Below are 17,471 nucleotides of genomic sequence, written 5' to 3' on the forward strand. Positions count from 1 at the left end.
AATCATGGGGTACGCGGCCGTTACCGTCGCCGCGATCGTGGCGAACGCCGGGATCGCGGTGGCAGACCTGGCGAAGGCGGAGTTCGTGCTCGCCAACTCGGCGGAGGTGGGTGTTCCGCGGACCTGGATCCCCTGGCTCGCGGTGCTCAAGGCGGCCGGGGCCGCCGGGCTGCTGCTCGGGCTTCTGGGGGTCCGGTTGATCGGGGTCGCCGCCGCGGTCGGGCTCGTGCTGTTCTTCGTCGGTGCCGTCGGCGCGCATGTGCGCAAGCGCGTCTTCCACAACATCGCGTTTTCCGTGGGATATCTGGGGCTGGCCGTCGCGGCTCTGGCCGCTGCCCTCATATAGCCGCCACGGGGCTGCGACCTCGGCGGGCTGCGGGTCGGCGGGAGGGCTGGGAGAATGTCACTGATGTCGCCGTCCCCTCGCATCGGCGGGACGGTCCACGGAAGGGGGCGACCCGTGCGCGCCTCTCTGGTCCAGCTCGAGGTCTCGGACACGGAATCCGCCGACGACCGCCGGGCCCGCGCCGCCGCGTTGGTCCGCGACCGGGCCGGTGACGACCTCGTGGTGCTGCCCGAGCTCTGGCCGACCGGCGCCTGGGCCTACGACGACTGGCGGACGGGCGCCGAGCCCATCGGCATCGACGGGCCGACCCTGCGCGCCATGTCGGCGGCGGCCAGATCCGCGGCCGTCTGGCTGCACGCGGGGACGGTGGTGGAGCGCGACGGCGGCGCCCTCTACAACACCGCGCTGGTCTTCGACCGGACGGGGGCGCTGCGCGGCACGTACCGCAAGATCCACCGCTATGGCTTCGACACCGGTGAGGCCGCCTGGATGGCCGCCGGGCGGGACGTCGTGACGGTCCCCACCGACCTCGGCGAGCTAGGCCTCGCCACCTGCTACGACCTGCGGTTCCCCGAGCTGTTCCGGGCACTGGTCGACGCCGGTACGGAGATCCTGGTCGTGCCCGGCGCATGGCCCGCCGGGCGCCGCGAGCAGTGGCGGATCCTGGTCCGTGCCCGCGCGGTCGAGGAGCAGGCCGTCGTCCTGGCCTGCTGCGCCGCGGGCACCCACGGCGGGATGGAGCAGGCGGGCGGCAGCCTGGTGGTCGATCCATGGGGCGCGGTGCTCGCCGAGGCCGGGGCGGGCGAGGAGGTCCTCACCGCCGAGATCGACACGGACGCGGTCGCGGCGATCCGGGCCGAGCTCCCGGTTCTGCGGGACCGCGTCCTCGCCATCCCGGCCCCCGGGGCGGGGCGCTCCGGGCCCGGCTGAGCGTCGGTGTGCGCGTCACGGCTTCTTCGGCTTGCCGTCCCCGTACAGCCAGATGTCGAAGAGGCCCTGGAGGTCCTTGCCCGATTTCTTCTCGCACAGCGCGATGAACTGCGCGGTGTCGGCGTTGCCGTGGCGGTGGTCGCGGGTCCAGGCGCGCAGGATGGCGAAGAAGGTCTTGTCGCCGACGGCCTCGCGCACCTTGTGCAGCACCATCGCCCCGCGTCCGTAGACGGGCGGGTCCGAGACCTGGCCGGCGCTGGGCGGGGCGGCGGGCGGGAAGTCCCAGATGCCCTCGCTCTCGTCGTCCGTGCCGTCGTAGAAGTCGTCGAAGATCTCCTGGGCGGTGCGGCCGTTGTGGTCCTCCTCCCACAGCCACTCGGCGTAGGTGGCGAACCCTTCGTTGAGCCACATGTCCTTCCAGGTCCGGGGCGTGACGGAGTTGCCGAACCACTGGTGGGCGAGCTCGTGCACGATGAGCGGCTCGCTCGGCGGGGAGGGGTAGAGCGGCTTGGTCTGGGTCTCCAGGGCGTAGCCGAGGTCGGGTACGTCGGCGACGATCGCCCCGGTGGAGGAGAAGGGGTAGCGGCCGAAGGTCCGGCTCTCCCAGTCGATGACCTCGGTGACCTGGTCGGGGACTTCGGCGGCGCGGTCGGCCAGCTCGGGGTCGATGGCGACGTACTGGGGGAGCGTGCCGTCGGTGGTCGTGGTGTGGATGTCGAAGTCGTCGATGGCGACGGTGGCCAGATAGCTCGCCATGGGTTCGTCGGTGCGCCAGTGGAAGGTGGTGCGGTCGTGGTTCTCGCTCCGGCGGGTCAACTCGCCGTTGGAGACGGCGGTGTAGCCCTGGGGGACGGTGATGGTGATGTCGTACGCGGCCTTGTCGGAGGGGTGGTGGTTGCCCGGGAACCAGGCCATGGAGCCGGTGGGCTCGCCGACCGCCAAGGCCCCGTCGGCCGTCTTGATCCAGCCCTCTTCCGAGCCGTCGGGGTCCTTGATGGTCCTGGGCTTGCCGTCGTAGACGACCGTGGTCTTGAAGGCGCGGCCCTTGGGGAGGGCGGCGGCGGGGGTGAGCGTCAGCTCGGTGCCGGAGCGCGCGGTCCTGGCGGGCTTGCCGTCGACCCTGGCCTCGCGGACCCGCAGCCCGGCGAGGTCCAGGTGGAAGGAGGTCAGGGCGCGGGTGGTGCGGGCGCTGATCTCGGCGGTGCCCTTGAGGCGGCCGGAGTCGGGGGCGTAGTCGAGGGTGAGGCGGTAACGGGTCACGTCGTAGCCGCCGTTGCCGAGTTTCGGGAAGAGCGGATCGCCGACGCCGGCGGCGCCGGGCTTCGTCCCGGGGACGTCGTCGGCGGTGTCCCGGGCTCCCGAGCCGCCGGTGCAGGCGGCGCACAGCAGCAGGGCGAGGGCGGCGGGCAGTGGCCGCGGGGAGGGACGGGTGCGCACGGCGGGGCTCCTGAGGGACTGGCGGATGAAACCTTTAACGGCACTGAACGGCACTGAACGGCACTGAACAGCACTGAGCGCCGGGCGGGCGGCGGTGTACGGGCGGTGTACGGCGGTGTGCGGAGATGTTTCGGGCGTTGATCGCCATTGATAGCGGCCTGATGCGCCGTTGTCGAAGTAAACGTCTCTGAGCTGCGGTTCACCACTTCTGGTGAAGCTCTGGCCTGTAGTTGCGTACGACAACCCTCGGTTGCGAAGCTGTTGCCGACTGTCAACCACTGGGAGCGCACGTGGCCTTTGGTGACCAGCCCGCATACCTCCGAGTCGCCGACGACCTCCGGAAGAAGATCACCACCGGCGAGCTGCCACCGCATACCCGTCTCCCCTCCCAGGCCCGGATCCGCCAGGAGTACGGGGTCTCCGACACCGTCGCCCTCGAGGCGCGCAAGGTGCTGATGGCCGAGGGCCTGGTCGAGGGGCGCTCCGGCTCGGGCACCTATGTCCGCGCGCTTCCCGTCCCGCGCCGGCTGATCCGCACCGGCTACCGCGACCGCGGCAGGTCCAACCCGTTCCGCCAGGAGCAGGCCGACGACCGGATCATCGGCACCTGGGAGTCGAGCAGCGAGCGGGAGGAGGCCGGGCGCGAGACCGCCCGGCGGCTGGGCATCGCCCCCGGCGAGCGCGTCATGCGCACCCGCTATGTGTTCCGGGCCGCCGGGGACGCGGTGATGATCTCCACGTCCTGGGAGCCGCTCGCCGTCACCGGCCGCTCGCCCGTGATGCTGCCCGAGGAGGGGCCGCTGGCCGGGCGCGGCGTGGTCGAGCGGATGGCGGCCATCGACCTGGTGGTGGACAACGTGACGGAGGAGGTCTCCGCGCGGCCCGGCCGGGCGGAGGAGGTGCTGACGCTGGGCGGGGTACCGGGCCACGCCGTCCTCGTCATCTCGCGTACGTACTTCGCGGGCGGCCGCCCCGTCGAGACGGCCGATGTGGTGGTGCTGGCCGAGCGGTACCGCGTCGCGTACCACCTCCCGGTGAAGTGAGCGGAAACATTCCTCAACTCCAGTTATCGGATAAGGGTTTGAGCTGAATTTGAGCTGGGTGGAATTTGAGGTAGATTTGAGGTCCGTGGCCGCTGCATGAAAAGCGGCACATCGTACGCAACTCGCGTCACCCAGCCATCCGGGCCCATTCGCGGTATCTGTGCACGAACATTGAGGAAGAGTCGTCGCTTCCCCGGTGGGTTATAGGCGATTGCGGGCGGGATCAATAAGTCCCGTGCCCGGCCGGTAAAGATCCCGCGAAGGGCCCCCCAAACCCCCCTTGACTTATGCTTCTCATGGATTTTACCAGTGATTGACCTGCGTCGATACGGTCAAGAGCGCATCCGTGAGAGGTGGACCTCAAACTCAGCTCAAACCCGCGAAGAACCCCTTCAATTCGCTTGTACGATGACGCGCGTTTGCATCAGGTACAGCTATCGGGGACGAAGGGAGTGTCAGGGACGTTGAGCACTGAACAAGGTTCCCACTCGCATTACAAAAGGTCGCTCGGAACGGTGTCGCTCACCGCGGTCGGCCTCGGTTCCATCATTGGCTCCGGCTGGCTCTTCGGTGCCGAGCGAGCCGCGTCGCTGGCCGGCCCCGCCGCAATTCTCGCGTGGGTGATCGGTGCCGCGGTGGCACTGACCATCGCGCTGACCTACTCCGAACTCGGCTCGATGTTCCCCAAGGCCGGCGGCATGGTCCGGTACGGGCAGTACTCGCACGGCTCGCTCGCCGGCTATCTGGCCGCCTGGGCCAACTGGATCGCCATCGTCTCGGTGATCCCGGGTGAGGCCACGGCCTCCATCCAGTACATGAGCTCCTGGGACTTCGGCTGGGCGAAGCACCTGTACGACGGGAAGGAGCTGACCGGCACCGGCGTCATCCTCGCCTCCGTCCTGCTGGTCTTCTACTTCTTCCTCAACTGGTTCGCGATCACCCTCTTCGCGAAGACCAACACCGCGATCACCGTCTTCAAGCTGGTCGTCCCGGCGCTGACCGCGGGCGCTCTGCTGCTGGCCCACTTCGACAGCGGCAACATCAGCGGCAACGGCGGCTTCACCCCCAACGGCTGGAGCTCGGTGTTCACCGCCGTCGCGGTCTCCGGCATCGTCTGGGCGTACAACGGCTTCCAGTCCCCGCTCAACATGGCGGGCGAGGCGCGCAACCCCGGCAAGTCCCTGCCCAAGGCCGTCATCAGCTCCATCCTCATCTCGCTGGTGATCTACGTCGCCCTCCAGGTCGCCTTCCTGGGCGCGGTCCCGGCCGCCGACCTGGCGCACGGCGGCTGGAAGGAGCTGTCCTTCAACTCCCCGCTCGCCGACCTGGCCACCGCCTGGGGCCTGAACTGGCTGGCGCTGCTGCTGTACGCGGACGCCTTCATCTCCCCGTCCGGCACCGGCATGATCTACGCGGCCACCACCTCCCGCATGATCCACGGTGTGCAGGAGAACGGCCATCTGCCCAAGATCTTCGGCCGGGTCGACCCCAAGACCGGCATCCCGCGCCCGGCGCTGCTGCTCAACCTGGTGATCGCCTTCGCGTTCCTCGCGGTCTTCCGCGGCTGGGGCTCGCTCGCCGAGATCGTCTCCGTCGCGACCGTCATCTCGTACATCACCGGCCCGGTCGCCGTGATGTCGCTGCGCCGCCTCTCCCCGAACCTGCCGCGCCCGGTGAAGCTGCGCGCGATGCCGATCGTCGCGCCGGTCGCGATGGTCTTCGGCTCGCTCGTCCTGTACTGGGCCCGCTGGCCGCTGACCGGCAAGGTCATCTTGATCATGGCCATCGGTCTGCCGATCTGGGCCTGGTACGAGCTGCGCAAGCCGTGGGCCGAGCTGAAGCCGCACCTCATGGGGGGCGCCTGGATGGTGTCGTACCTGCTGGTCATGGCGCTGGTCTCGTTCCTCGGCAGTAAGAAGTACGGCGGCCGCGGCGATCTGGCCGACGGCTGGGACTTCCTGATCGTGGCCGTGATCGCTCTGCTCTTCTACGCCTGGGGCGTGGGCAGCGCATGGCGCAACCCGTCCCTGGTGCAGGCCGAGCAGGAGCTGGTCGCCGCCGAGGCCGAGACCGCGAACGCGGAGGGCACGGACGACGCGGGCGACGACCGTCGCGAGAAGGCCGCCGCGGGCGTCTGACACGATGCGGTCCGGACGAGGGTGTCGCCTCGGCGAGGCGACACCTCGACCGGCCACACCGCCGATGACCGGCCGCGTGGCCGGATGAGTACCTCGTTGTAAGAAGGCGTATCCGGTGCGTGAAGGTTGGGCGTAGGCTCGGGCATATGCGGATCGGGAATTCCTTACCGGAGTCACGGAGGCGTGCGTGGGGGCGCGCCAGATTGGAGGGGGCGGACCGATGAGTGACACCAATGCCGTCCTGCCATGGCTCGTCATCCGCCAGGACGACAACGGCAATCGCTATCGCGTCGGCCGTTACGCCACCAAGACCGAGGCCCAGGAAGTGGCCGACCGGCTCGATTCGCGGACCGAGGAGCGGCTCTACGTCGTCGAGCGGACCGAGGCCTCCCGCCAGGTCCGCTGAGCCGTCCCGCTCCCCCTGTACGCCTCCCCTCGCGCCTTTGCTCCCGTAGGGTGCGGCACATGACGGTGCGCGTGGTGGTGGGCGGAGCGGTGTTCGACCAGGGGCGGCTGCTGGCCGCGCGGCGCAGCGCCCCGCCCGAGCTCGCCGGCCGCTGGGAGCTGCCCGGCGGCAAGGCCGAGCCGGGCGAGACCCCGCAGCAGACCCTTGTCCGGGAGCTGCGCGAGGAGCTGGGCGTCGAGGTACGGCCGCTGGAGCGGCTGCCCGGCGAGTGGACCCTGAAGCCGGGGTACGTCCTCCAGGTGTGGACCGCGGAGCTGTGCTCCGGCGAGCCGCGCCCGCTGGAGGACCACGATGAGCTGCGCTGGCTCCCGCCCGACCGCGTGAACGAGGTCGACTGGCTGGACGAGGACCGCCCGGCGGTGGCCGAGGCGATCCGCCGGCTGCGCGCCTGAGGACTTTCCCCCACCCCACCCCACCCCACCCCTTCCCGCGGTCGCGGAAGCCTTCAGGGCGGTGACGGTACCGGGCCCGGATATCGGGTATGTACTGATTAACCTCCCTGAATCCGCACATTCCGGCGGGGATTGCACATGTCGGGGGAAGTGATCGGCGTGACGGACAGCTCAGGAGCGCCCGGCTCCGGGTCCGGCGGGCCCGGCTTCGTCGAGTGGGTGTTCCCCGCCGACCCCGTGGCCGTGCGGGTGGTCCGCTCCCGGGTGCGCCAGGCGCTGGACGGCTGGGGTCTGACGCCGCTTGGTGATGTGACAATGTTGCTGGTGAGCGAGTTGGTCACCAATGCGCTGCGGCATGCCAGCGGTCCGATCGGCGTTCGTATGTACGCCCTTCGCGAACGCGCCGCGGCCGACCCGGTCCTGCTGGTCGAGGTCTCCGACCCGCTCGCCGACCCGCCGCGCGAGCGCGTGGCCGCCCTGGAGGATGAGGGTGGCCGCGGGCTCCAGTTGGTGGCTGGCAGCGCGCTGCGCTGGGGCTCCCGGCGGGACGGCGCTGGGAAAACGGTGTGGTTCGAGCTGGCTCTGCCCGGTTAAGAGTGTGAGAGAGCACTGATCTTGAGCGCTTGTCAAAAAGCCGGGACGGAACCTGAACGCGGGCTGAGATAGTGCTGTGATCGTGAAGACCGTACTCCGGATGGCCGAGGTGCTGGATACTCGCTATCTGAGAGCCGGTCGGAGCACCTGAGCCGGAGGGGACGGGCGCATGAGCGAGAAGCCAGCGGGGGCGGACATCCCCGAGGAGGCGGTTGGTTCGCAGATGTCGCCGGATTCGCGTACATCCTCATCGTCAGATTCGTCCGCCTCGCGCGCGAAGCCCTCTTCGTCTCTTGTGCCCGTTCCATCCCGATTGCCAGCACTGTCATCCAGTTCGCACGAACCCTCTCTTTCGTCCGCTCCGACGGTGTGGCAGAGCAGCCCGCCCGGCTCGATTTACGACTACATCCGGGTCGCCTCGTTCTCGCTGGGGCCCGACGGCCGGATCGCGCAGTGGAGCCGGCGCGCCACCGAGCTCCTCGGGCTGACCGCCGAACAGGCCATCGGCAAGGACCCGGTGGAGGCGTTCGTGCCGCCGGAGCTGCACGAGGCCAGCCGCCGCACGGTCGCGGACATCCTCGACGGCAGAGAGTGGACGGGTCTCGTCCCGTATCACAACCCCCGGGCGCCCCACGGGCATGGCATCGCCGAGGTCTATGTGATGCCGGCGGAGACCGAGCACGGTGAGCGCTCCGCCCTGTGTATCGCCGTGGATGTGACGGCCCTGCGCGGGCTGGAGACCGACCTCGCCGCCTCGCAGGCCGTTTTCGGTCAATCTCCGCTCGGTTTCTTTCTCTTCGGTACCGATCTGCGCATGCTCCGCGTCAATGAGCGGTTTGCGACGGTTTTCGGCCGCCCCGCCGAGTCGTACCGCGGCGCCTCCGCGTACGACCTGCTGCCGCGCGGCGAGGCCGACCGGCTCGCCGCCGCCCTGCGCCAGGTGCTCGACAGCGGGCAGTCGCTGACCGACATGCCCATCGTGGGCACCGTGCCCGGCAACCCCGAGCGGCGCCGCTGGTCGGTCTCGCTGTACCGGCTGCACAGCGGCTCGGGCCGCCCCATCGGCGTGGCCGGTCTTGCCACCGATGTGACCGGCCGCCGCCGCGCCGAGCAGGAGGCCGCGGGCGTACGCCGCAACCTGGCACTGCTGAACGAGGCCGGGGCCCGAATAGGCACCTCCCTCGACCTGGAGACCACCGCGCGCGAGCTGCTGGACGTGGCCGTACCGCAGTTCTGCGACCTGGCCTCCGTCGACCTCTACCAGGGGCTGCTCTCCGGCGACGAGACCCCGCCCGGACTGGCCGACGGCAGCGCCGAGTTGCGCCGCGTCGCCTTCGCCAGCGCCGTCTCGGACGGCCCGGTCGCCTTCGGCGACAGCTACCGCGCAGGTAGCGACGGAGAGGGCGGGGCCACCGAGCCCGTCCAGGTCGGCGAGGTGCACCGCTACCCCTTCAACTCGCCCTGCGCCGTGGCCCTGCGCACCGCCCGGGCCCGCGTCGTCCCCGGCCGCGACAGCGCCGAGAGCCTCGAACTGGGCACGATGCTCCAGTCCACCCTGGTGGTGCCGATGGTCGCGCGCGACACGGTCGTCGGCCTCGCCCAGTTCTCCCGCACCAAGGGCAGCGAGCCCTTCGGCGAGCGGGACACCGCCCTCGCCGTGGAGCTCGCCGCCCGCGCCGCCGTCTCCATCGACAACGCCCGCCTCTACCGCAGGGAGCACGAGCGCGCGCTGATACTTCAGCGCAGCCTGCTGCCGCCCGGCGACCCCGAGGCAGCCGGGCTCGACATCGCCTGCCGCTATCTGCCGGGCAACGCGGCGACCGAGGTGGGCGGCGACTGGTTCGACGTCATCGAACTGCCCGGACACCGCACGGCCCTGGTGGTCGGCGATGTGATGGGCCGCGGCCTGCGCGCCGCCGTCGCCATGGGCGAGCTGCGCACCGCCGTACGGACGCTGGCGCTGCTCGACCTGGAGCCCGCCGAGGTCCTCTCCGCGCTCGACGAGATCGCCCGCGGGCTCGGCGCGCCCGGCGGCTCGCACGGCGGCGGGCGGTCCGGCTCGCGCGCCCGCGGCGGCAGAGCCGCCGACCTCTCCGAGGTCTACCTCGCCACCTGCGTCTACGCGGTCTACGACCCGGTCACCCGCCGCTGTACCTTCGCCAACGCCGGCCACCCGCCCCCCGTCCTCGTCGAACCCGGCGAGTCCGCCCTGCTGATGGACGTACCGCCCGGCATGCCGCTCGGCGTCGGCGGCGAGCCGTTCGAGGAGATCGAGGTCGAACTCCCCGACGGCGCGCTGCTCGCCCTCTACACCGACGGCCTGGTCGAGTCCCGCGACCACTCGCTGGACGAGGGCCTCCAGGCCCTGCGCGCGTCCCTGGACATCCCTGACGGCTCGGACGGGGCAAAGGCCGTGGCGGGCTCCCTGGAGGACGTCTGCGACCACGTTCTGTCCACCCTGGACACCCACCACGGCGAGGACGACATCGCCCTGCTCATGGCCAGGATGCAGGGCCTGTCGGCGGAGTCGGTCGGCGACTGGCAGCTGCCCAGCGAGCCCAAGTCGGTCGGCCGCGCCCGCGAACTGGCCCGGGAGCAGCTGGAGTCCTGGGGCATGGACGAACTGGTGGACACCACCGAGCTGCTGGTGAGCGAGCTGGTCACCAACGCCCTGCGGTACGGCGAGGGTGAGATCCGGCTGCGCCTGCTGCTGGACCGCACGCTGGTCTGCGAGGTCTGGGACAGCGGCCTGGTCCAGCCCCGGCGCCGGCGCGCCCGCGACACCGACGAGGGCGGGCGCGGGCTCCAGCTGGTCGGCATGCTCAGCGCGGGCTGGGGCAGCCGGCGCACCCCGCACGGCAAGACGGTCTGGTTCGAGCTGGCGCTGCCGAACGGGCAGTCGTCCACCCCGGACTCGGTCGAGGCGCTGCTCAGCATGTGGTGAAGCCCGGGCCGGCATCCCGACCCGGGCCCGGTATCAGGACGAATCGCGGCGGCGGATCTTGTTGCCCAGCCACACCAGCGGGTCGTACTTGCGGTCCACCGTCCGCTCCTTGAGCGGGATCAGCGCATTGTCCGTGATCTTGATCCCCTCGGGGCAGACCTCGGTGCAGCACTTGGTGATGTTGCAGTAGCCCAGGCCGTGCTCCTCCTGGGCCGCGCGCTTGCGGTCGAGCCCGGTCTCGGCCGCCGCGTCCAGCGGGTGCATGTCCAGCTCGGCGACGCGCATCAGGAACCGGGGCCCGGCGAAGGCCTCCTTGTTCTCCTCGAAGTCGCGCACCACATGGCAGGTGTCCTGGCACAGGAAGCACTCGATGCACTTGCGGAACTCCTGGGAACGCCCCACGTCCTCCTGCCACATCCGGTACTCGCCCGGCCCCAGGTCCTCGGGCGGCACGAAGGACGGCACCTCGCGCGCCTTGGCGTAGTTGAACGACACATCCGTCACCAGGTCCCGGACGACCGGGAAGGCCCGCAGCGGGGTGATGGTGAGCGTCTCGTCGCGGCCGAAAACCGACATCCGGGTCATGCACAGCAGCCGGGGTCGGCCGTTGATCTCGGCGCTACAGGAGCCGCACTTGCCCGCCTTGCAGTTCCAGCGGACCGCCAGGTCCGGGGCCTGGGTCGCCTGGATCCGGTGGACGATGTCCAGAACGACCTCCCCCTCATTGACCTCGACGTGGAAGTCCTTCAGACCGCCGCCTTCCACATCGCCCCGCCACACCTTGAAGTGGGCCTCGTACGCCGTCACTGGGTGAGCTCCTCGTCCGTCAGGTACTTCGCCAGCTCGTCCTTCTCGAACAGGCCCAGCAGATCGGGGCGGATGGGCGGGGTGTTGCGCCGCTCCAGCCGGATCTGCCCCTGCCGCGCGTCCGGTGCCGCCAGCCCGCCCGAGGGGTCGGAGAGCCGGCAGACCAGGTTGACCGGCCGCCACTCGCGGTCCATCTCCGGATAGTCGTCGCGGGTGTGCCCGCCGCGGCTCTCGGTCCGCTCCAGCGCGGCGCGCGCCACGCACTCGCTGACCAGCAGCATGTTGCGCAGGTCGATGGCCAGGTGCCAGCCGGGGTTGAACTGCCGGTGCCCCTCCACCCCGGCGCGCCGCGCCCGCACCCGCAGATTGGCCAGGCGGTGCAGCGCCTCCTGCATCTCGCCGGCCTTCCTGATGATGCCCACCAGGTCGTTCATGGTCTGCTGGAGCTCCTGGTGGAGCGAGTACGGATTCTCGGCCGGAACCGTGGACGGGGGTGCGAGCTGCGGATCGCCGCCCTCGGCGCTGAACGGGCGCAGCGCCTCGGCCGCGGCCAGGTCGATCTGCGCGTCGTCCGGTTCCGGCCGCCGCTCGGCCGCGGCCGCCTCCTCCGCGTACCGGGCCGCGTGCAGCCCCGCGCGCCGGCCGAAGACCAGCAGGTCGGAGAGGGAGTTGCCGCCCAGCCGGTTGGAGCCGTGCATCCCGCCCGCGACCTCGCCCGCGGCGAACAGTCCTGGCACTCCGGTGGCGGCCGTGGTGTCCGGGTCGACGTCCACGCCGCCCATCACGTAGTGGCAGGTCGGGCCGACCTCCATGGGCTCGGCGGTGATGTCGACGTCCGCCAGCTCCTTGAACTGGTGGTGCATGGAGGGCAGCCGCCGCTTGATGACCTCGGCGGGCATCCGGGTGGAGACATCGAGGAAGACCCCGCCGTGCGGGGAGCCCCGGCCCGCCTTGACCTCGGAGTTGATGGCCCGGGCGACCTCGTCGCGCGGGAGCAGCTCGGGCGGGCGGCGGTTGTGGTCCGGGTCCTCGTACCAGCGGTCGCCCTCGTCCTCGGTCTGGGCGTACTTCTCCTTGAACACATCCGGGATGTAGTCGAACATGAAGCGCTTGCCCTCGCTGTTGCGCAGCACCCCGCCGTCGCCGCGCACCGACTCGGTCACCAGGATGCCCTTGACCGAGGGCGGCCAGACCATGCCGGTCGGGTGGAACTGCACGAACTCCATGTTGACCAGCGGCGCCCCGGCCAGCAGCGCCAGCGCGTGGCCGTCTCCGGTGTACTCCCAGGAGTTGGAGGTCACCTTGAAGGACTTGCCGATGCCGCCGGTGGCCAGTACCACCGCGGGGGCCTCGATGAGGAAGAAGCGGCCGGACTCGCGCTCGTAGCCGAAGACCCCGGCGACCCGCTCGCCCGCCTCGTCCTTGAGGACGCGGGTGACCGTGCACTCCTGGAAGACCTTCAGCCGCGCCTCGTAGTCGCCGAACTCGGCCTTGTCCTCCTGCTGGAGGGAGACGATCTTCTGCTGGAGGGTGCGGATCAGCTCCAGGCCGGTGCGGTCCCCGACATGGGCGAGGCGGGGGTACTCATGGCCGCCGAAGTTCCGCTGGGAGATCTTGCCGTCGGAGGTGCGGTCGAAGAGCGCGCCCCAGGTCTCCAGCTCCCAGACCCGGTCCGGCGCCTCCTGCGCGTGCAGCTCCGCCATCCGCCAGTGGTTGAGGAACTTCCCGCCGCGCATGGTGTCCCGGAAGTGCACCTGCCAGTTGTCGCCCTCGTTGACATTGCCCATGCTGGCGGCGATGCCGCCCTCGGCCATCACGGTGTGGGCCTTGCCGAAGAGCGACTTGCAGATGACAGCGCAGCGCTTGCCCTGCTCCCGCGCCTCGATCGCGGCCCGCAGCCCGGCGCCGCCGGCGCCGACCACGACCACGTCCCACGACTGCCGTTCGACTTGCGTCATGTTGTTGGGCACCTCTCCTAGAAAAAGCGCGGGTCGTCGAAGGCGCCGCTCGCGAGCAGATAGACATAGAAGTCGGCCACGGCCACGCTCACCAGCGACGCCCAGGCCAGCTGCATATGGCGCGCGTTGAGCTTGCTGACCCACCCCCACAGCCGATAGCGCACCGGGTGCCGGGAGAAGTGCTTGAGCCGGCCGCCGACGATGTGCCGGCAGGAGTGGCAGGAGACGGTGTACGCCCAGATCAGCGCGATGTTGACGAGCAGCACCAGGGTGCCGAGGCCCATGTGGCCCCACCGGCCGTGCTCGTCGCGGAAGCCGAGCACCGTGTCGTAGGTGAGGATCCCGGCGACGATCACCGCGAAGTAGAAGAAGTAGCGGTGGATGTTCTGGAGGATCAGCGGGAAGCGGGTCTCGCCGGTGTACTTGGCGCGGGGCTCGGGGACCGCGCAGGCCGGGGGCGAGGCCCAGAAGCCCCGGTAGTAGGCCTTGCGGTAGTAGTAGCAGGTCAGCCGGAAGCCCAGCGGGAAGATCAGGATCAGCAGGGCGGGGGACAGGCCCCACCACGCGCCGAAGATCTCCCAGTTCGCGCCGCCCTTCATGGGCACGCAGTTCTGCGCGATACAGGGCGAGTAGAAGGGCGAGACGTACGGCTCGGCGTAGTAGTCGTCTCCGGAGAAGGCCCGCCAGGTCGAGTAGACGATGAAGGCGAACAGCCCGGCGGCGGTGGCCGCGGGCGCGAGCCACCAGCGGTCGGTCCGCAGATGGCGGGCCGGGACGGCGGCTCGCGAGGGCGTGTGTACGCCGTGCGCGGCGGGGTCCTTTCCGGAGGTCGTACGGGCCTGGGGGTCGGTGCCTGTGGCCAAAGGGAACTCCGTGTGGAGTGTGTGCGGGCGGGATGGGATGGCGGGGCGGCGCTCACGCGGTGTGGGCGGCGGGACGGTGGGCGTAGGCGCCCGCCCGGCGGGTCACCTCGCGTCGCGCACCGGTCACACAGCGTACGCGCCTCAGGGTGCGTGATGGTCGCGTACGCCGAGTCCCTCGTCGTCGACGTCCAACCAGAGCGCACTGTTGTACGGCGCGTCGGGAACCAGCACCATCTCGGGGCGCGACCGCTCGCCGGGGGCGGACTCGCGGAGCAGGGCGAGGCTCTCGCGCAGGTGGTCCGCGTCGGTACGGACGCGGCGTATCTCCAGGCCCTGGGTGCCGACCGACTGCTCGAGCCGGGTGACGGAACGGACCAGGTCGTCGAGACAGCGTTGGACGGCCGTCAAGTCGTCGTTCAAGGACATGGCTAGCCCTCACTTCCGCGGTTGCGGTTGGCGACGCTCATGCGACAGCGAGTGTTGCGCGTCATGGTCACGGTTGGGAAGGGATCTGTCGCGATTCGCGGAGCCACCGGGGCGATCGCCCCCTCGCGCGCGGGGGCGTGCGCCCACCGGATTGACCCGGACGAGTGATCCTTTCCCCTCCATGGCCGTCTCGGCGTGCTGTTCCCTGAACCGTCGCTTTGAGTGAGGAGTATATGCGATGAGTGTCACAATATGCCAAATGTGCATAATCCCGGCTCACCCGGTCCATCCGGGCGCTCAGGCCCACCGGAGGTACGCGTCATGTCCATCGCCAAGCGCCGCCGCGTCGCGCTGTTCGCCGCGGGAGTGCTGCTGCCGCTGCCCTGGGTGAGCGGATGCAGCTCCAGTGATGACGACAGCTCGCCCACCGCCGCCCGGCGGGACGTGGCCCCGGCCGCCCGCGACAAGGTGGCCGGCACCGGGACGCTGCGCTGGGCCCTGGACGCGGCACCCGGGACGTTCAACGTCTTCCAGACCAACGCCGACAGCGGCACCCAGCGGATCGCCGGCGCCGTGCTGCCGTCCCTGTTCACCCTGGACGGCCGGGGCAGCCCGCAGCGCAACCCCGACTACCTCGAGGCCGCCGACGTGGTGGACCGCGAGCCCAAGCAGGTCGTGCGCTACAAGCTCACCCCCGAGGCGGTCTGGAGCGACGGGCGCCCGATCGGCGCCGAGGACTTCGTCGCCCAGTGGAAGGCGCTGCGCGGCGCGGACGGCGCGTACTGGACGGCCCGCAACGCCGGGTACGACCGCATCGCCAAGGTCGCGCGCGGTGACGGGGAGCACGAGGTCGAGGTGACCTTCGCCAAGCCGTACGCGGACTGGCGCTCGCTGTTCACTCCGCTCTACCCGAAGAGCGTGATGAGCACCGCGGCCGCCTTCAACGACGGCAGGCGCCGGGGCCTGGCGGTCAGCGCCGGCCCGTTCATGATGCGCAGCAACACCGGCGGCACCAAGAACGTCACGCTGGTGCGCAACCCCCGCTGGTGGGGCGATCGGGCCCGGCTCGACAAGCTGGTCTTCAAGACCGTGCCGGCCAAGGAGCGGGCGGCCGCGCTGCTGGCCGGGCAGGTCGATCTGGCCGAGGTCGACCGGGCGACGGCCGAGCGGATCCAGGACGTGGGCGAGACGCCGAAGAAGAAGGACGGGAAGAAGGAGAAGCAGGCCGCGGCCGAGCCCTCGGCCCAGCACGGAGCGGCCCAGGACCAGCCCCCGCGGGAGGACCCGGCCGACCTGGCGGCGGACGGCCGGGACGCGGCCGACTCGATGCGCGCCTGGGCCGAGGAGAACGGCTCGAAGAAGGCGCGGGCCGAGGCGGCGGCCCTGCGCAGGTTCACCGTGCGCAAGGCCCTGGAGCCCGCGTACACCCAGCTCGCCCTGAACGGCACCAAGGGCCCGCTCGCCGACGAGCGGGTGCGCCGCGCGGTGGCCCGCGCGATCGACCGCAAGGCCCTCGCACGGCTGGTGCTGGCCCCCATGGGCCTGCCGGACAAGCCGCTCGGCAACCATCTGCTGATGGCAGGCCAGCAGGGCTACAAGGACCACAGCGGCGCCATCGGCGGCCAGGACACCCACGCCGCCCAGTCCCTGCTCGCCGACGCGGGCTGGCGCGCCGCGTCCGCCTCGGAACGGCGGAAGGCGCTCGGCGCCGGGACGGACGACCAGGGCCACGACAAGGCGCGGGACGGCGGCCGCGGGGCGGGCCCCGACGCGGGCGACGCGGGCCGCTCGGGCAAGACCGGGCGCGCCGCCGCGGCGGTCGTACGCAAGAACGGCCGGCCGCTGGAGCTGCGCTTCGTGGTGCCGACCGGCTCCGGCACCGCCCCGCTGGGCACGGTCAGCCGGCGCATCGCGCGGATGCTGGAGGCGATCGGGGTGCGCACCCGGATCACCAAGGTCTCGGGCAGCGGCTACTTCAAGGACCACATCGCCTCGGGCAACTACGACCTCGCCCTCTACTCCTGGCCCGCCAGCGCCTACCCCGCCACGGACGGCCGCCCGATCTACGCCAAGCCGCAGCCCGCCACCGACGGCTCGCTGGTCGTCGAGCAGAACTACACCCGGGTCGGCACGGACCAGATCGACCAGTTGTTCGACCAGGCGGTCGCCGAGCTGGACGCCGGCTCCGCCCGGGCCCTGGTCAGCCGCGCGGACGCGCGGATCTGGGCGGCGGCCGGGTCGATCCCGCTCTACCAGCGCCCGCAGCTGGTCGCGGCCGGGAAGAAGGTCGTCAACGCGGGCGCCTTCGGCTTCGCCACCCCGCGCTACCAGGACATCGGCTTCCGGAAGTAACCCTCAGGGCTGTCTCAACTCCCTTTTCCTGTAGGCCGGTCGACGTGAAGTATGGTGCGTGATCACGACACCGGCTACACGGGGGAGGACGATATGAAGCGCGGATTGACCACGGGGGTCGCGGCCGTAGCGATCATGGCAGGGGCCGCGGGCTGTACGTCGGGCGGCTCCGATGGGGCCGCCCGCGGCGGCTCCCAGAACACTGCGGCCAAAGGGCAGAACATCGCGGCCCCAAAGGCGTGCGCCGACGGCACGTACACCTGGCTGAACGTCTCCCGGCGCCCGGTGGTGACCGACTTGGCGGTCGGCACTCGGAGCGAGAAGGGCGGCAAGGTCAGCACCCGTGGCCTTGAGACGGTGGCCCGCTACACCGTGTCTGTCCGGACACAGGGCGCGACCCTGTCCGAGAAGCAGTCGATCCACAGTCTCGCCCGGCAGGTCAAGCCGGTCGTCCCCCTGGCCGACCGGATCGGGCAAACGACCGCGTACGACAAGGACCAGGAGAAGGACAAGGACTCCTCCTCCGGCGAAGGAGCGCCCGGCCGTTATGTCACGGCCCGCGCGTTCGACCTGGTCGAGGCCGATTTCCGCTATGCCTGCGGGGACAAGACGGTCAGCTCCGGTCACGTGGTGACCTGGAGGATCAATGTTTCGATCTCCTTGGAGTGCGGCGAGAAGCTGGACAAGAAGGCGAGCGGCGGCGCGCGCGAGGCCGCCAGGCTGGGCTGCCGCGAAGGCGACCGCGCCCGGGCCTGAGCACGGCCCACCGGCCGTA

15 protein-coding genes are annotated in these 17,471 nt (G+C 70.8%); 10 read left to right on the forward strand and 5 right to left on the reverse strand.

The features are described 5' to 3' along the window. The first annotated feature begins 4 nt into the window (after positions 1–4). The gene (locus ACH4S9_RS10460) at positions 5–346 is read left to right on the forward strand and encodes a DoxX family protein (RefSeq protein ID WP_358845229.1); all 342 of its coding nucleotides are present in this window, start codon (positions 5–7) and stop codon (positions 344–346) included. 114 nt (positions 347–460) lie between these two features. Then, positions 461–1,276 carry a nitrilase-related carbon-nitrogen hydrolase gene (locus ACH4S9_RS10465; RefSeq protein WP_398371106.1) on the forward strand — a complete coding sequence of 272 codons (816 nt, stop codon included), beginning with the start codon at positions 461–463 and terminating at the stop codon, positions 1,274–1,276. Between the two features lie 15 nt (positions 1,277–1,291). Here the strand turns inward: ACH4S9_RS10465 and ACH4S9_RS10470 are convergent, their stop codons facing one another. Next, positions 1,292–2,713 (reverse strand): M1 family metallopeptidase, encoded by a 1,422-nt coding sequence (locus tag ACH4S9_RS10470; RefSeq protein ID WP_398371108.1) that lies wholly within the window; start codon positions 2,711–2,713, stop codon positions 1,292–1,294. Positions 2,714–3,003: 290 nt separating this feature from the next. On the opposite strand from ACH4S9_RS10470, the gene ACH4S9_RS10475 reads away from it, so the two are divergent. The 6 genes from ACH4S9_RS10475 to ACH4S9_RS10500 all read left to right on the forward strand — a co-directional run bounded on the left by ACH4S9_RS10475 (position 3,004) and on the right by ACH4S9_RS10500 (position 10,290). After that, entirely contained in the window at positions 3,004–3,756 is a 753-nt protein-coding gene (locus ACH4S9_RS10475) for a GntR family transcriptional regulator (protein ID WP_311727569.1), read from the forward strand. Positions 3,757–4,220: 464 nt separating this feature from the next. Further along, a complete protein-coding gene (locus ACH4S9_RS10480) occupies positions 4,221–5,894 on the forward strand; it encodes an APC family permease (protein ID WP_311727570.1) in 1,674 nt (557 codons plus the stop codon). Positions 5,895–6,114: 220 nt separating this feature from the next. Further along, the gene (locus ACH4S9_RS10485) at positions 6,115–6,300 is read left to right on the forward strand and encodes an SPOR domain-containing protein (protein ID WP_352129668.1); all 186 of its coding nucleotides are present in this window, start codon (positions 6,115–6,117) and stop codon (positions 6,298–6,300) included. Positions 6,301–6,359: 59 nt separating this feature from the next. Continuing rightward, on the forward strand, positions 6,360–6,752 hold the full coding sequence (locus ACH4S9_RS10490) for a (deoxy)nucleoside triphosphate pyrophosphohydrolase (RefSeq protein ID WP_311727572.1): 393 nt from the start codon (positions 6,360–6,362) through the stop codon (positions 6,750–6,752). A gap of 138 nt (positions 6,753–6,890) precedes the next feature. Next, positions 6,891–7,346 carry an ATP-binding protein gene (locus ACH4S9_RS10495; RefSeq protein ID WP_311727573.1) on the forward strand — a complete coding sequence of 152 codons (456 nt, stop codon included), beginning with the start codon at positions 6,891–6,893 and terminating at the stop codon, positions 7,344–7,346. A 169-nt stretch (positions 7,347–7,515) separates the two neighbouring features. Beyond that, complete coding sequence (locus tag ACH4S9_RS10500; RefSeq protein ID WP_311727574.1) at positions 7,516–10,290, forward strand: SpoIIE family protein phosphatase; 2,775 nt, start codon at positions 7,516–7,518, stop codon at positions 10,288–10,290. Positions 10,291–10,323: 33 nt separating this feature from the next. Here the strand turns inward: ACH4S9_RS10500 and ACH4S9_RS10505 are convergent, their stop codons facing one another. The 4 genes from ACH4S9_RS10505 to ACH4S9_RS10520 form a co-directional block, all read right to left on the reverse strand. After that, the gene (locus ACH4S9_RS10505) at positions 10,324–11,097 is read right to left on the reverse strand and encodes a succinate dehydrogenase/fumarate reductase iron-sulfur subunit (RefSeq protein ID WP_385345461.1); all 774 of its coding nucleotides are present in this window, start codon (positions 11,095–11,097) and stop codon (positions 10,324–10,326) included. Continuing rightward, positions 11,094–13,055 carry a fumarate reductase/succinate dehydrogenase flavoprotein subunit gene (locus ACH4S9_RS10510; protein WP_358845223.1) on the reverse strand — a complete coding sequence of 654 codons (1,962 nt, stop codon included), beginning with the start codon at positions 13,053–13,055 and terminating at the stop codon, positions 11,094–11,096. The genes ACH4S9_RS10505 and ACH4S9_RS10510 overlap by 4 nt, the downstream gene beginning before the upstream one ends. Before the next feature lie 17 nt (positions 13,056–13,072). Further along, complete coding sequence (locus tag ACH4S9_RS10515) at positions 13,073–13,918, reverse strand: hypothetical protein (protein ID WP_358845222.1); 846 nt, start codon at positions 13,916–13,918, stop codon at positions 13,073–13,075. Between the two features lie 141 nt (positions 13,919–14,059). After that, the gene (locus tag ACH4S9_RS10520; RefSeq protein WP_311727578.1) at positions 14,060–14,344 is read right to left on the reverse strand and encodes a hypothetical protein; all 285 of its coding nucleotides are present in this window, start codon (positions 14,342–14,344) and stop codon (positions 14,060–14,062) included. Between the two features lie 321 nt (positions 14,345–14,665). Between ACH4S9_RS10520 and ACH4S9_RS10525 the strand changes: the two genes are divergently transcribed. Next, positions 14,666–16,696 (forward strand): ABC transporter family substrate-binding protein, encoded by a 2,031-nt coding sequence (locus tag ACH4S9_RS10525; RefSeq protein ID WP_385345458.1) that lies wholly within the window; start codon positions 14,666–14,668, stop codon positions 16,694–16,696. A 93-nt stretch (positions 16,697–16,789) separates the two neighbouring features. Then, complete coding sequence (locus ACH4S9_RS10530; protein ID WP_361183411.1) at positions 16,790–17,452, forward strand: hypothetical protein; 663 nt, start codon at positions 16,790–16,792, stop codon at positions 17,450–17,452. Positions 17,453–17,471: the final 19 nt, after the last annotated feature.

The organism is Streptomyces sp. NPDC021225, from assembly GCF_044332865.1.
In the GTDB taxonomy this organism is placed as follows: Bacteria; Actinomycetota; Actinomycetes; order Streptomycetales; family Streptomycetaceae; genus Streptomyces.

What these genes read in the sequence shown, in the direction of transcription:
- ACH4S9_RS10500 (WP_311727574.1), top strand. Translation starts at nt 7,516, where the DNA reads ATGAGCGAGAAGCCAGCGGGGGCGGACATCCCCGAGGAGGCGGTTGGT.
- ACH4S9_RS10520 (WP_311727578.1), bottom strand. Translation starts at nt 14,344, where the DNA reads ATGTCCTTGAACGACGACTTGACGGCCGTCCAACGCTGTCTCGACGAC.
- ACH4S9_RS10525 (WP_385345458.1), top strand. Translation starts at nt 14,666, where the DNA reads ATGTCCATCGCCAAGCGCCGCCGCGTCGCGCTGTTCGCCGCGGGAGTG.
- ACH4S9_RS10495 (WP_311727573.1), top strand. Translation starts at nt 6,891, where the DNA reads ATGTCGGGGGAAGTGATCGGCGTGACGGACAGCTCAGGAGCGCCCGGC.
- ACH4S9_RS10510 (WP_358845223.1), bottom strand. Translation starts at nt 13,055, where the DNA reads ATGACGCAAGTCGAACGGCAGTCGTGGGACGTGGTCGTGGTCGGCGCC.
- ACH4S9_RS10490 (WP_311727572.1), top strand. Translation starts at nt 6,360, where the DNA reads ATGACGGTGCGCGTGGTGGTGGGCGGAGCGGTGTTCGACCAGGGGCGG.
- ACH4S9_RS10530 (WP_361183411.1), top strand. Translation starts at nt 16,790, where the DNA reads ATGAAGCGCGGATTGACCACGGGGGTCGCGGCCGTAGCGATCATGGCA.
- ACH4S9_RS10460 (WP_358845229.1), top strand. Translation starts at nt 5, where the DNA reads ATGGGGTACGCGGCCGTTACCGTCGCCGCGATCGTGGCGAACGCCGGG.
- ACH4S9_RS10485 (WP_352129668.1), top strand. Translation starts at nt 6,115, where the DNA reads ATGAGTGACACCAATGCCGTCCTGCCATGGCTCGTCATCCGCCAGGAC.